This window comes from Methanolobus vulcani (assembly GCF_006546655.1).
Classification (GTDB): domain Archaea; phylum Halobacteriota; class Methanosarcinia; order Methanosarcinales; family Methanosarcinaceae; genus Methanolobus; species Methanolobus vulcani_A.
Genome location: NZ_VIAQ01000015.1, coordinates 358,027 through 370,764 on the forward strand (window position 1 = coordinate 358,027; position 12,738 = coordinate 370,764).

Genomic DNA, 12,738 nt, shown 5'->3' on the forward strand with positions numbered 1-12,738 from the left:
TGATGATAAAAAATCAGCAAAAAAGGAGTGTTACTTATGAGTGAAGGGGTAAAATTGCTTTCAGATACCGAAGGTCAGGTGGCTGTGCAGCTTGCCAGGGATGCCATCGAATTATATTTGAGAACAGGAGAGATGATGGATGGTTCAGAGATTCAGCTCCCTGCTATATTTGATGAAATTAGGGGAGTTTTTGTAACCCTGGCCAAAAACCACGACCTGCGTGGTTGTATTGGTCATCCTTATGCCGATTCTTCATTAAGGCGTGCAATCACAGATTCAGCCCTCTCAGCAGCTCTTCGTGACCCTAGATTTCCTCCGGTGAAAAAAGCAGAGATGGATGACATTACTGTGGAAGTGACCATACTCACAAAACCTGAACTTGTTGATGTTCCACCAAAAGACCTGCCATCTTCGATTAAAATAGGAAGACATGGGCTTATTGTTAAAAGTGGTTACAGGCAGGGTCTGTTATTACCACAGGTAGCTCCTGAGAATGATTTTGATGAAATAGAGTTCCTGAATCACACATGCATAAAAGCAGGTCTTCCTCATGATGCATGGGTAACAGGTGCTGAGGTTTATGCTTTTGAAGGTCAGATATTTAGTGAATCTGAGCCACGTGGCGAAGTCACAGAAAAAGATTTCAAGGAAGGGTCATGTTCAGGTAAATAATCGGTTACCTGACATGAATATTACTTATTTAGTCTATTAATTTCTTATTTTACTTTAAAGGTAGCTTTCAAGCACTTTGAGAATGGAATCCACATCTCGTTCAAGTGCTTCGATTGCCATCTCCATCATTAGATTAACGATACCTTCGTCACCGAATGTCCTGAAGTCGGTCTTAAGTCCAAGCACTGGAATTCCTTTTGCATAGGCATAACCCATTTCCCATGCTGTTCCTGAATCCACATCGCTGCCACCATCAAGAACTGCCAGTACAATATCCGAGTTATCAATTCCCTGTACATCATTGTCAAAAATTGTTTTCTGCCTGTCCTCCATACGGCTTGATTCGGTATCGTTACCGTCCTCCTGTGGCAGGAAAACTGAGAATCCCATTTCAACCAGTTTGTCCCTGAGCAGTACGTTAAAGTCCCTCTCCGCCTGCGAAAAAAGTGGCCCTGCTAAGTATATTTGTTTTTTTCCATCCATTAATATTCCATCCATTAGATTAAGAGAAATGTATAATTGACCACCTGCTTAATAATAGTGTTGTAAGCGGGGTGAAAATAATATATCAATTTATATGGAAAATGAAACCTTTAATTGACTTACAGGATACGCTATGCAGACTGAAAAAGCAACTAATTTAATATAAGAGTTGGATAAAGTAATAGTGAACTAATTTATGTTGTTCTTGGCAATGGAATCTTATTTCATATTTACATTCGCGGGGTTATATCATTACTATACAGACTATTCAGTCAGACATCGATTTTGCAGAGGATTTGACACCGGGTAATTCATACTCCCTGCTCTACGATACCACAAATCAACTTATGGATGCAGTTGCTTCTTTTTTTGATGCAGGACTCAGGAACGATGAGTGCTGCTTCTGGAGTGTGGCAGGACAGTTTGATGTTGATAATGTTAAAGAATTGCTAAAAGATGCAGGACTTGATGTTGATAAATATGTTGAGAAAGGACAATTGATATTTTCGCAGTGTAATGAATGCTACATTGCCGGAAAAGGCGCTGTTTCTGATATAGATCTTCTGAAATGGGAAGAGACGTACAATCTTGCAATTGCTGAAGGCTACAATGGTCTGAGAATCGTTGACAAATTCACGATTGTAGATGGTGATTCATGGAATAGCTTTGTAGAATTCGAGAAAAAGGCCATGGACCTTATCAGGACAAAAAAGATCACAGGTCTTTTTGCATTTCTCCTTGAAGCACGTTCAAGGATGGAGATGATCGAACTTATCAGCATGCATGACGGGACCATCATTAAGAAGAATAGAAGGTGGACACTACTCCAGAGTTCTTCCTCGTGCAAAAATGTAAGCAGGAGTCAGTATTTTAGGGATGAGATCCTTGAAAAAGTCTGGACAGGTTTCTGGGCAGTTGATGAAAATGATAAGATCGTTTTTTTTAACAAGGGTATGGAATCTATATCCGGCTTGTCAAAAAGCGATGTATGCGGGAAGAAACTGACAAATTTCGTACCACTAAGCGGTGAGGGTGAAGACCCTGGATTTGTTGATGTTTTCCAGGCTGTCAAAGAGGATTTGCAATCAAGAAGTTATAATGTTTTTCCATTTATCAAACCCGATGGTCAGTTCATATATCATAGCGGTTTCCTGCTTCCTCTTACGGATGATGAAGGTAATTACAGCGGCATGATAGGTACCATCGGCAAGCTTGTAGAGCAGACCATCGACCACAAAACACTGCGTGACAAGTTCAAATCCATAGAAAAACTGGAAGATATCTATAGAATGAGTCCGGTTGTGGCATTTCTATGGAGTGCCGAAAAAGACTGGCCGATTGCTTTTGTTTCAGAGAATATTTTGCAGTTCGGTTATACTCCTGCGGACCTGACTTCAGGTAAAATGAATTACGGAGACATAATCCATCCAGATGACCGGGATTATGTACGCAGTGATGTATCTGAGCTTGAAATTCAGGGTAAGATGTTTTTCTCAAAGGAATATCGTCTTATGACAAAATCCGGGAAGGTTCGCTGGGTTACGGAAAGGTCCCATCTGATAAGAGATGAAAAAGGCAATCCAGCTTACTATCAAGGTATCATCATAGATATCACGGAAAGGAAAAAGGCGGAAGAAAAACTTCAAAAGAGTGAAGCGCTTCTTGCCGAGGTCAGCAGGATAGCCAAAATAGGGGGCTGGGAATTCGATCCCGCAACAGGGGAGGGGACATGGACGCCTGAAATTGCACAAATCCATGAATTAGATCCTTCAACTCCTACTGATGTTGAAATGGGGCTAAGTTTCTATTCTCCCGAGTCAAAGAAAATTATCAAAAAAGCGGTAAATGATGCTGTGAAAGAAGGCAAACCTTACGACCTTGAACTGGAAATGATCACAGCTAAAGGTACCCGCAAATGGGTAAGAACGATTGGCCATCCAATAATAAAAGATGGCAAGGTTGTGCATGTCACCGGGGCATTACAGGATATAACGGAACGTAAAAAGGCCGAAGAAGCTGTACATGAAGCCGAGAAGAAATACCGCCTCATCTTTGAGAACTCTCCGGTAGGAATTTTCCATTTTAATGCTGAGGGTATTGTTACCCATTGCAATGAGAAATTCCTTCAGATAATAGGGGTGGAAAATAAGGATGACGTAATTGGTTTTAACATGGTCACCCAAACACAGGATGAGGGCATGAAAAAGGCAGTTTCAGATGTTCTTTCAAGGAAGGACGGTCATTTTGAAGGTAAATTTCATACTGTTATCAGTGGTAAAGACCTTTATCTTAAAGCAGATTTCAGTCCCAATCTTGCAGACGACGGAACTATGCTTGGAGGCATTGGTATCTACGGTGATGTTTCTATTCGTAAAAAGGCAGAAGAGGCATTGCGTCTTGATGAATCACGTCTGGAAGCATTACTGAAAATAAGCCACGTCACAGACCTATCTCTCACTGGCGTTGCAGACTTTGTACAAGAAGAGGCTGTAAGGTTGACACAGAGTAAAATAGGTTATCTTGCTTTTCTCAATGATACCGGTACTAAGCTTACTATTTATTCCTGGTCTAAGAGTATCATGGACAGATGCAGGGTGAAGGGAAAGAAGCTGGAGTACGCTATTGAAGAAACGGGCCTTTGGGGAGAGCCTATCAGGCAGAAGAAAGCTGTTATTGTAAATGATTTCGAAGCTCCAAATCCGTTAAAACATGGTTATCCTGAAGGGCATATCAGTCTCAGGCGGTATATGAGCATACCAATATTTGATGGAAAAAAGATCGTAGGTGTTGCCGGTGTTGGAAACAAGGAAGAAGATTATGATAAGACCGATGTGCGGCAACTGACATTGTTCATGGAAGGAATGTGGAAACTTATCCAGCGTCAGAAATCAGAAGATACATTGCGTAAGTATGCCGATGAACTCTCCAAGGTCAACGAAGAGCTTTCAAAGGCCAACGAGGAACTTTCAGAGGCCAACGAGGAATTAAAATCTCTGGATAGGATGAAAGATGATTTCCTCTCAAACGTAAGTCATGAATTTAAAACACCGTTGACATCCATTCAGGGATACAGCCAGCTTATTTCGGACGGAACCCTTGGTGAAGTGAACGAGCAGCAGCAGAAGGCTGTAGAGACGGTTCTCAGGAATTCGGAACGCCTGCGCAGGCTTGTGGATTCGTTGTTGTATCTGAGTCGGGCACAGTCCGGCAAATTAAATTATTCTTTTGAAATGCTTGAGATAAAGGATGTTATTGATCATTCTGTTCAGGACCTTGCACTTCAGGCTACAAGCAAGAACATAGAACTTATCACTGACATCCCATCTGATATGCCACAGGTTGTTGTTGACCGTGACAAGATGATGGATGTTTTTGTGAACCTGATCGATAATGCTGTAAAATTTACTCCTGATGGTGGTAAAGTTACTGTTTCAGCACATGTGTCCGAGGATTCGATGTATCTGGATGTAATGGACACAGGCATTGGTATTCCAGAGGATAAGATACCGATGCTTTTCCAGCGTTTCTACCAGGTTGATTCTTCTGTGAAGAGAAGGTACGGGGGGACCGGTCTTGGTCTATATATATGTAAGAAAATAGTTGAAGACCATAAAGGCGATATTTACGTCAACAGTGAAGAAGGTAAAGGAACAACTGTTCATGTCCGTCTTCCTCTGGTACAATCATAACTGTCTATAATTATTTTTTTACAATCATTTTTCAAAAACTTTTTAGTCCAATACTTAGATTAAAGGGTATATTTGCTTTAGGACCTACACTTACTGCAGACACTAATTAAGGTATTACCCACGGTGAAAAAATGAAAGTCATAATTATAGGCGGTTTTCTTGGCAGTGGCAAAACTACTACTCTAAGGAATCTCGGAAAACATCTCATTGATAAGGGTCACAAGATAGCCATAATTGTCAATGAGGTTGGAGAGGTTGGAGTAGATGGTGCAACAATCTCAAGCAGCGGACTTGTTACAAAGGAACTTACAAGCGGTTGTATATGTTGCTCACTCAAGGTTACCATGGAACTAACATTGGATAGCCTCATTGAGGATTACAACCCTGACGTTGTTATTATTGAGCCTACGGGAATTGCATTCCCTCTCCAGATCAAGGAGCACATTGAGCTTATGGACCTTGGTGAAGTTTCCTTCGCACCGGTTGTTACACTTATTGATGCCAGCAGGTTTGGTGCAGAGTGGGAACAGATTCCAAAGTTCATTGAGAACCAGATCAAGGAGTCTGAGATCGTTTGTATCAATAAGATCGATCTTGTTGACAGGGAAACTATTGCATCTTCAACACAGAAGGCACTGGAGATAAATCCTGATGCTATTGTTGTAGAGTTCTCCGCAAAGAATGCCGATGATAAGTTTGAGAGATTCATGGATTTGTTGACCGGTGAAAGTGAGTTACATCAGGAACGTGAAGATGTGAATTCCATGGAAGTCTCAGGTGTCGGATCATATGCAGGTGAGTATTCTATTACTTCCAATGGTAAAGATACGGATCAGATAACTAACATGCTGGTTCATACACTTGTGAATATCAAGGACAAGGTTAAGGAGATAAATCCTGATTTTGTGGGTCATGTTAAGATAAGTTTCAAGTCATCTTCAGGTCTTGTAAAGGGTAGCCTGACATCATCGGATGGTGAACCCGTGGTTGAGATTCTCGATGAGAAAGGTGACGGGGAAGAACACCTCAAGTTCCTGAGTGCTGTGACAAAGGTTGATAAAGAGGAACTTGTGCATATCGTGGATGGGTGTATCCAGAGTAATCTGGAAAAGGAAGCTGTATCTTTTGAGAAAGTAAGTTCTACTCACGATCACCATGATCACGATCATGGGCACCACCATGAAGATGGTCACTACCACGAGCATAACCATGAGCATAATCACAAACATGGTCATCATCATGATTAAACAGACACTGTAAAGAAAAAGCACTCTGATTTTGTTACTTTTTTGGGCAGGAATAGTTCCTGTCCTGTCCAGTTTTATGTGAATGTCTAAATATCATTGAAGCATTTTTTCTTTTATGAAGCAGAATCCTGAACTTGAAGTACTTGAAACGCTTGCAAATACTATTCTTGTGGCTGCAAGAACAGCACCAAAAGGTAAGGGTGTTGATGATATTGTGACCTATTTGTTCAATGATGATGACAGAATGGATCTTGCTGATAAGATGGAGGAGCTCAGTGAGACCAAAGGTCTGAAATTCCTGATTCGTGATGCTCAGAATGTGAAAGATGCTGATTGTCTTGTAATCATTGGCCTGAAGTCTTCTGGTGTGAGTTCACTTAATTGTGGTGCATGCGGATATGAGACCTGTGCCGATATGGTTATGCACAAGAAAGTAAAGGTAGAATTTACCGGTCCGCACTGCATGATCAAGTATGTGGATCTGGGAATTGCTGTTGGATGCGCTGCTGCCAAGGCAAAGGATTTGTGTATTGATAACAGGATTCTTTATTCTGCCGGTGCAGCTGCATGTTATTCAGGCATGATTGATGCAGATGTTGCAATGGCAATTCCATTGAGTGTTAAAGGTAAGAATATATTCTTTGACAGAGCATCGACAAGGTGAATAGCCGTTTGACTGTTACAGGTTAAGACAATTTTATTATTTATTTCTCTTTTTTTCCCTGAATAACTCTTATAAGTTTTCAGTTCATTTTCTTTTATGTATTTAATATACATCTCTAAAATGTGTTTTAGGGTAATATAATAGGTTTAGCTTTCAGTTAGTATGGAAGAAACATCTGTGGGGAAATATTTCATGGCTACAAAAGCATGTATTACTAAGCAGCCGCAAGGCCTTGCTTTCTTTGAAAGATACCTTCCTGTGTGGGTAATTCTATGTATTGTTGCCGGTATCCTGCTTGGCAGATTTGCACCGGGAGTTGCACTTTATCTTGACAGTCTGTCAATATATGTTGATGAGGCTCCGGTGGTATCAATACCTATCGCTATCTGTTTGTTTTTCATGATGTATCCCATTATGGTAAAGATTGATTTCGGTGAGGTGCTCAAAGCAGGTCAGAACATCAGGCCTGTTGGTCTTACACTATTCATCAACTGGGCTATCAAGCCTTTCACCATGTATGCTATCTCTATTTTCTTCCTTGGTACAGTTTTCCTTGGATTTATCGGTCCTGAAGCAACTGACATTGTAAAAATGCCCTTCGGACTTGACCTGCCGGTTGGTGCAAGTTATGGAGAAGGTACAGTTGTTTTGCAGGATGGGATTAAAATGCTTGAGGTGCCGCTGTGGAGAAGTTATCTTGCAGGTTGCATTCTTCTGGGAATTGCTCCATGTACTGCCATGGTGCTTGTGTGGGGATACCTTGCACGTGGAAATGACTGCCACACGCTTGTGATGGTTGCAATAAACTCACTGACCATGCTTTTCCTCTATGGTCCTTTGGGAGGTTTCCTGCTTGGTGTTGGAAAACTTCCGGTTCCATGGCAGGCGCTGGCATTGTCCATTGGGATATATGTAGCACTTCCGCTGGCAGCAGGCTATATTTCCAGAAAACTGATAATACGTGCAAAGGGTGAGGAATGGTTCAAAACAAGTTTTGTCCATTTGCTGACACCGGTGACCATTACAGCTTTGTTGATTACATTGATATTGCTTTTCAGTTTCAAGGGTGAGGTTATAATGTCACAGCCATTGACAATTCTGTGGATAGCTGTACCGCTTTTCATACAAACTGTGTTCATCTTCACTCTTGGATATGTGCTTGCAAAGCTGCTGAAACTGAGCTATAAGGACGCTGCTCCTTCTGCAATGATAGGAGCGTCTAATCATTTTGAAGTAGCTATTGCCACGTCAACTATACTGTTCGGATTGTCATCAGGTGCTGCTCTTGCAACTGTTGTAGGAGTTCTTATTGAAGTTCCTGTGATGTTGATGCTTGTAAGGATTTGCCTGCGGACGGAAGAATGGTTCAGCTGAATCCCCTTTTCTCTTTTATTATCTTTTCTTTATGGTCATCTATTTATTAGATGGACAACTAACTCTTCTTCACATTAGCCATATATTTGGATTATGTGCAAAAATATTGTTGCTAATATGATGGCTTAATGGTGCATATGGGTGCTGGATATTTCAATAGTAGCTGTATTGCCTATGGTGGGGTACGAAAAGGATAAATTGAATATGGAGGACGTGGATGAAAAATATAATTGTGATCTCACTGTTATTTATGATGTTGCTGATGCCAGTTGCCAGCGCGGATATTGTTGATGATCTTGAAAATGATATAGATGAATACAATGCTAATGTGGATGCTGTTCCCTCTTATCTTGTAACTCTTCTGGGTGATGAGACTATAAAGCTTGTAATAGTCGATGATGAAGGAGATGAGGTCTACATCAAGGCCATTACGGAAGATGCAGTCATCACAACATTTGAAGAAGTTGATAAGGATGAAGACTTTGGTGCGACCATGGTTGTAGGTGCAAATGACTTCAGCATAAGGTCTGTTCTCAGGGTATCAGACCCATTGTCAAGGTTCATTGCAGCAAAGGACAACGGTGAGATTGTTGTGGAACCTGTGACTGTTACAAGTACTGTAAAATATACCGTTGCCAGTGTGGTAATGGACGTAACATCATTATTTGGATTTTAATTGTTCAGCACCTTTTCATTTGAACATTTATTGGTTGCATGAACGAAGTATGGATGGATGTCCACGGCGCCGGTGCACAGAGAAGCGATCCGAAATCAGGTGACCCGGATGATTTAATTATCAATAGGATGGATTATTCGTCCATCCTTGATTTTTATTAGTTTCTCCTTAATCCAATTGCCATGAAAAGCATGAATACTAGCATTTCTGAGCTGAAATCAGGTAATATATTTGTTTCAGAAGGAGCCTCTTCTCCCTCATCAAGAATTATCTCTACGCCTCCTACAAAAACTACTGGTACATCATTTATACCTGCTTTTTCGTAATGAGCCTCGATAAGTTCATACATTTCGTCTATTGTTGATTCATTCACAGTTGTCTGGTAAGTAGAATCAAAGTCCACAGTCAGGTATCCATTGATATCAGTTCCAAAACTTACCACATGTCCTCCATTTGAAACCATATACGCCTCAATTTTTGACACAGGGGCATTTGCATATAGCAGTCCATACCATTCTCTTTTCTTCCCACTTTCAGTTATATCCGGTATTGTTCCTCTGGCTTCTATGAAACCGGACAGTTTCTCTGCCTCTTCAAAACCATTTTGTCCCAGATCAGGTAGCGAATAGTCGGAATCTGTCCACATGAAAACTATTGGAACTTCACTGAGATTGTAATTTTGTTCGCAATAAACGGTTATTTTTGTGTATATCTCATCAATTCTTGTTTCGTTAATCTCTTCCTGATAAGCCGGGTCCAGTTCTACTTCAATCCAATTATCCCGGTGAGCACCGTAGCTGGCGATGGAAATATCAAATTGAGAATAAGGTTTGTTTTTTGTTAAATTAAAATAGCATTCAATTATTGAATTATCCCATTCCTGGCTGATTGTGTCGGGAACTGTTCCTCTGGTTGTTATGAACCGCGGGCTGTCTTCTAGGTCACTCGTAAAAGCGTATGCGGTGCCAGTTAACAATAGAGTGACAAGTAGTGCAATTTGCAATGCTCCTCTGATTTTTCTCCCTAACATAATCATGCCCTCCTGATCCCAATTACCAGCGCAAGTCCCAGAACTAACATAATTGAAGTAAAACCGGGTGTCGCTTCAATCTCTGTTTCCTCAATGTCTTTTTCTGACCATCTAAAGACCACAGGCACGTCATTGATTCCCTCTTCTTCAGCCTTTTCATCTATTATCTGGTAAATATCATTGATTACAGATTCGTTAATCAGTTCCGGAGTTTCTGAATTGAACTCTACTGTAATATAGCCGTTAAGGTGAACACCAAACCCAAATACAGTTCTCTCTCCGTACAGGTCATAATAATATTGTTCCAGTCCTTCAACATTTTCTGTGACTTTTGTGAGTTTGTCAGTCCACGCAATTTTCTCGCTGAGTTCGTCAATTTCGGGAACTGTTCCCCTTGTGGTTATAAGCCATGATTCATTCTGTATTCTTTCAAAACTTTCATGACCATATTCCGGGAACCACATTTCATCATCCTGCCACAGGAAAACAACAGGAACTTCACTGATTCCCTCTTGCTCTTCACAGTAATTTTCTATTATGTTGTAAATCTTATCAATTCTCGCCTCATCAACCTCATCCTGATAATCAGAATTCAAATAAACATTTAATATTCTGTCTCTGGAACTTATGGCTCTGAAAGAACTATCAAATTCAGATCTTCCCATTCTTGTGAGATTTAGCCAGCAATTCTTAATTGAGTTATTCCATTCTTTATCCATTATATCAGGAAGCTTTCCACGACATGCAAATATTTCCGGGTCATTTTCGTATTCTTCAAAGCATGCGTTTGAGTCATTTTCAATAGCATTTACTGTTGCAATCAAAAAAACACTAGCAAATAAAGCAATTAATATCAATTGTACAATTATTCTCTTCCTGATTGTCATATATATCACAAGTCTTTAAACAATAATTTCTTGTAATCTATAAAACATTTATGTAGTTAATATAGTCCTTATTTCATCATACCTATTGTCAGAGTTCATCGCAGCAAAGGACAATGGTGAGTTAGTTGTGAGGCAGGTAGGTGTTACAAATCCTCTGATCAATTTTTTGTTAAAATTTCATGATAATTTTTTTATCTGGCGTTCTCTGCTGGCATATATTTGCTGACTTGAGGAAATTATTTATTTGTATGAAACTTGAAGGTATAATCTTCAATATACCGAATATAGGAAGAGTACATGAGCTTTGATATTGACATCTGGATGAAAGAATACTTAGAAAAGGTGAAATCCCTGTTTACTTCCCGGCTGGTGTTTGTCGGGCTTCAGGGGAGCCGTGGGCGCGGTGAAGCAACGGAGAGCAGCGATATTGACGCGGTTGTTATACTCGACCGTGTGGATGTGCAGGATTTGAAGGCATACAGTGCTGTTCTAGACACACTTCCTAACAGGGAGATGGCATGTGGTTTTATCTCCGGGAGACAGGAACTAGTCAATTGGGAAAAATCCGATTTGTTCCAGTTCTATTATGACACTACACCGATTTACGGAAACATTGACTTTCTGTTGAAGACAATTAAAAAAGAAGATATTCATCGTGCTATCCGAATCGGAGCCTGTAATATATACCATATGTGTGGTCACAATATGGTGCATGAGAAAGATGCGGAGATGTTGAAAGCCCTGTATAAAACAGCTGCTTTCACCGTACAGGCGGTTCATTATGACCAAACGGGAACTTATATAAAACTCAAAAAAGAGCTGATCTCAGTACTGGGGCCACTGGAACGGGAGATACTGCAAACTGGTATTATGATTAGAACGCAACCTTCTGTGGTGCAGTCTAAGTTTGAGCCACTCTCTGAGTTGCTCTTCAATTGGGCGGCGGAAGTGATTATAGAATACAAAGCTGATTAATTGAGTAGATTGTGTCTGTTCAAGAAAGAAGCATATAACCTACATAGTTTGGATTTTGAGATTGACCTGTGGGAACGGTTTGTTAAACTATTCGTTTGCTTCTGTTTTTGAGTTTTTTATTGGAATGAGGATTTCCGATTAGTCTGGATCATAGAAAATAAATTTCTACATATTCAATCGCCTCAACAAAATCCAGGATTGCATATAAATGAAAAAGAGATTTAAGAACAGTTGTTAGAAGTCTTTCTTTCATCAGGGTGATTAGGCTACTTGCATCAAAATTTAATGTAGAATGATACGACACAAAAAAATATATGCATGACATTCATATTTTATTACTGATGGGGCTCAAACTTTGTACAAGTAATAAAACAAAATATGTTCTTTGGCTTAAGACCGCCATTAAAAATCCATCAAGTTCCATATTCTTTATATTAGGCATCCCCTTTCTGTATGCATTATTCTGGGTTTTGCAACCAGGTGGGGATTTATCGCCCCCTTTTATTTTAGTCCCAACTTTTACAGTAATTTGTTATGCATACTACACCAAAAATAAATTATCATCTGCAATATTAGGATTGGCACTGTTCTCATTGACAATGTTTTATTTGGATTTCCTATATGCTGTCCTAAATTATTCAAACAATATTTTCATGTTTTTAACATGGAATCGAATTATATCCTCGATTCTGGACATGTTACCATTTTCAATTATTCATTTAATAATAGGAGCTTCAGTTGCATCTCGAAAAAAGGAATATTTATTCATTGCAGCAATTCTGATTTTATTGCTTGTGTTTATTGTTCGCGGTATCGATTAAGTATAATCTTTTCTGTCTTCACATTATGTTTTATCTCCCTTATCTATGGTTATTTCCTTTACTTGGCGTAATCTGAAAACGCATCTCTTTCTACAATAACCACCAAAGCGCAACCATTATACCCCTGCAACCACTTTTCCACCCTATATTCAAAAAATCATAGACTATGTGGAATACTGCAACCATTAGGTGCAAATCCTGAAATATCATAGTAAAGTAA

At 39.9% G+C, this 12,738-nt stretch carries 12 protein-coding genes; 9 read left to right on the forward strand and 3 right to left on the reverse strand.

All coding sequences use genetic code 11. The features are described 5' to 3' along the window. The first annotated feature begins 36 nt into the window (after nucleotides 1-36). The gene (locus FKV42_RS09085) at nucleotides 37-672 is read left to right on the forward strand and encodes a TIGR00296 family protein (protein ID WP_394348060.1); all 636 of its coding nucleotides are present in this window, start codon (nucleotides 37-39) and stop codon (nucleotides 670-672) included. Nucleotides 673-726: 54 nt separating this feature from the next. Here FKV42_RS09085 and FKV42_RS09090 read toward each other — a convergent pair whose 3' ends face one another. Further along, the gene (locus FKV42_RS09090) at nucleotides 727-1,155 is read right to left on the reverse strand and encodes a nucleoside 2-deoxyribosyltransferase (RefSeq protein WP_154809903.1); all 429 of its coding nucleotides are present in this window, start codon (nucleotides 1,153-1,155) and stop codon (nucleotides 727-729) included. Nucleotides 1,156-1,451: 296 nt separating this feature from the next. On the opposite strand from FKV42_RS09090, the gene FKV42_RS09095 reads away from it, so the two are divergent. The 6 genes from FKV42_RS09095 to FKV42_RS14230 all read left to right on the forward strand — a co-directional run bounded on the left by FKV42_RS09095 (nucleotide 1,452) and on the right by FKV42_RS14230 (nucleotide 8,966). Further along, nucleotides 1,452-4,844, forward strand: a complete 3,393-nt coding sequence (locus FKV42_RS09095; RefSeq protein WP_154809904.1) for a PAS domain S-box protein — start codon at nucleotides 1,452-1,454, stop codon at nucleotides 4,842-4,844. A 131-nt stretch (nucleotides 4,845-4,975) separates the two neighbouring features. After that, on the forward strand, nucleotides 4,976-6,091 hold the full coding sequence (locus FKV42_RS09100) for a GTP-binding protein (RefSeq protein ID WP_154809905.1): 1,116 nt from the start codon (nucleotides 4,976-4,978) through the stop codon (nucleotides 6,089-6,091). 115 nt (nucleotides 6,092-6,206) lie between these two features. After that, a complete protein-coding gene (locus tag FKV42_RS09105; protein ID WP_154809906.1) occupies nucleotides 6,207-6,755 on the forward strand; it encodes a ferredoxin domain-containing protein in 549 nt (182 codons plus the stop codon). A 192-nt stretch (nucleotides 6,756-6,947) separates the two neighbouring features. After that, on the forward strand, nucleotides 6,948-8,129 hold the full coding sequence (gene arsB, locus FKV42_RS09110) for an ACR3 family arsenite efflux transporter (protein ID WP_154809907.1): 1,182 nt from the start codon (nucleotides 6,948-6,950) through the stop codon (nucleotides 8,127-8,129). 217 nt (nucleotides 8,130-8,346) lie between these two features. Beyond that, nucleotides 8,347-8,805 (forward strand): hypothetical protein, encoded by a 459-nt coding sequence (locus tag FKV42_RS09115; protein ID WP_154809908.1) that lies wholly within the window; start codon nucleotides 8,347-8,349, stop codon nucleotides 8,803-8,805. 38 nt (nucleotides 8,806-8,843) lie between these two features. Continuing rightward, nucleotides 8,844-8,966, forward strand: a complete 123-nt coding sequence (locus tag FKV42_RS14230; RefSeq protein WP_268865976.1) for a hypothetical protein — start codon at nucleotides 8,844-8,846, stop codon at nucleotides 8,964-8,966. Here the strand turns inward: FKV42_RS14230 and FKV42_RS09120 are convergent. After that, nucleotides 8,963-9,835, reverse strand: a complete 873-nt coding sequence (locus tag FKV42_RS09120) for a hypothetical protein (protein ID WP_154809909.1) — start codon at nucleotides 9,833-9,835, stop codon at nucleotides 8,963-8,965. The two genes, FKV42_RS14230 and FKV42_RS09120, sit on opposite strands and share 4 nt — an antisense overlap. Nucleotides 9,836-9,837: 2 nt before the next feature. Beyond that, nucleotides 9,838-10,722, reverse strand: coding sequence for a hypothetical protein (locus FKV42_RS09125; RefSeq protein ID WP_154809910.1), 885 nt, complete (start codon nucleotides 10,720-10,722; stop codon nucleotides 9,838-9,840). Between the two features lie 297 nt (nucleotides 10,723-11,019). Between FKV42_RS09125 and FKV42_RS09130 the strand changes: the two genes are divergently transcribed. Both FKV42_RS09130 and FKV42_RS09135 read left to right on the forward strand, forming a co-directional pair. Continuing rightward, nucleotides 11,020-11,697, forward strand: a complete 678-nt coding sequence (locus tag FKV42_RS09130) for a nucleotidyltransferase domain-containing protein (protein ID WP_154809911.1) — start codon at nucleotides 11,020-11,022, stop codon at nucleotides 11,695-11,697. Nucleotides 11,698-12,038: 341 nt separating this feature from the next. Beyond that, on the forward strand, nucleotides 12,039-12,518 hold the full coding sequence (locus FKV42_RS09135; RefSeq protein WP_154809912.1) for a hypothetical protein: 480 nt from the start codon (nucleotides 12,039-12,041) through the stop codon (nucleotides 12,516-12,518). Nucleotides 12,519-12,738 lie beyond the last annotated feature (220 nt).

Coding starts and splice junctions, on each gene's coding strand:
- FKV42_RS09100 (WP_154809905.1), top strand. CDS start 4,976: ATGAAAGTCATAATTATAGGCGGTTTTCTTGGCAGTGGCAAAACTACT.
- FKV42_RS09105 (WP_154809906.1), top strand. CDS start 6,207: ATGAAGCAGAATCCTGAACTTGAAGTACTTGAAACGCTTGCAAATACT.
- FKV42_RS09125 (WP_154809910.1), bottom strand. CDS start 10,722: ATGACAATCAGGAAGAGAATAATTGTACAATTGATATTAATTGCTTTA.
- FKV42_RS09115 (WP_154809908.1), top strand. CDS start 8,347: ATGAAAAATATAATTGTGATCTCACTGTTATTTATGATGTTGCTGATG.
- arsB (WP_154809907.1), top strand. CDS start 6,948: ATGGCTACAAAAGCATGTATTACTAAGCAGCCGCAAGGCCTTGCTTTC.
- FKV42_RS09135 (WP_154809912.1), top strand. CDS start 12,039: ATGGGGCTCAAACTTTGTACAAGTAATAAAACAAAATATGTTCTTTGG.
- FKV42_RS14230 (WP_268865976.1), top strand. CDS start 8,844: ATGAACGAAGTATGGATGGATGTCCACGGCGCCGGTGCACAGAGAAGC.
- FKV42_RS09090 (WP_154809903.1), bottom strand. CDS start 1,155: ATGGATGGAAAAAAACAAATATACTTAGCAGGGCCACTTTTTTCGCAG.
- FKV42_RS09130 (WP_154809911.1), top strand. CDS start 11,020: ATGAGCTTTGATATTGACATCTGGATGAAAGAATACTTAGAAAAGGTG.
- FKV42_RS09120 (WP_154809909.1), bottom strand. CDS start 9,835: ATGTTAGGGAGAAAAATCAGAGGAGCATTGCAAATTGCACTACTTGTC.
- FKV42_RS09085 (WP_394348060.1), top strand. CDS start 37: ATGAGTGAAGGGGTAAAATTGCTTTCAGATACCGAAGGTCAGGTGGCT.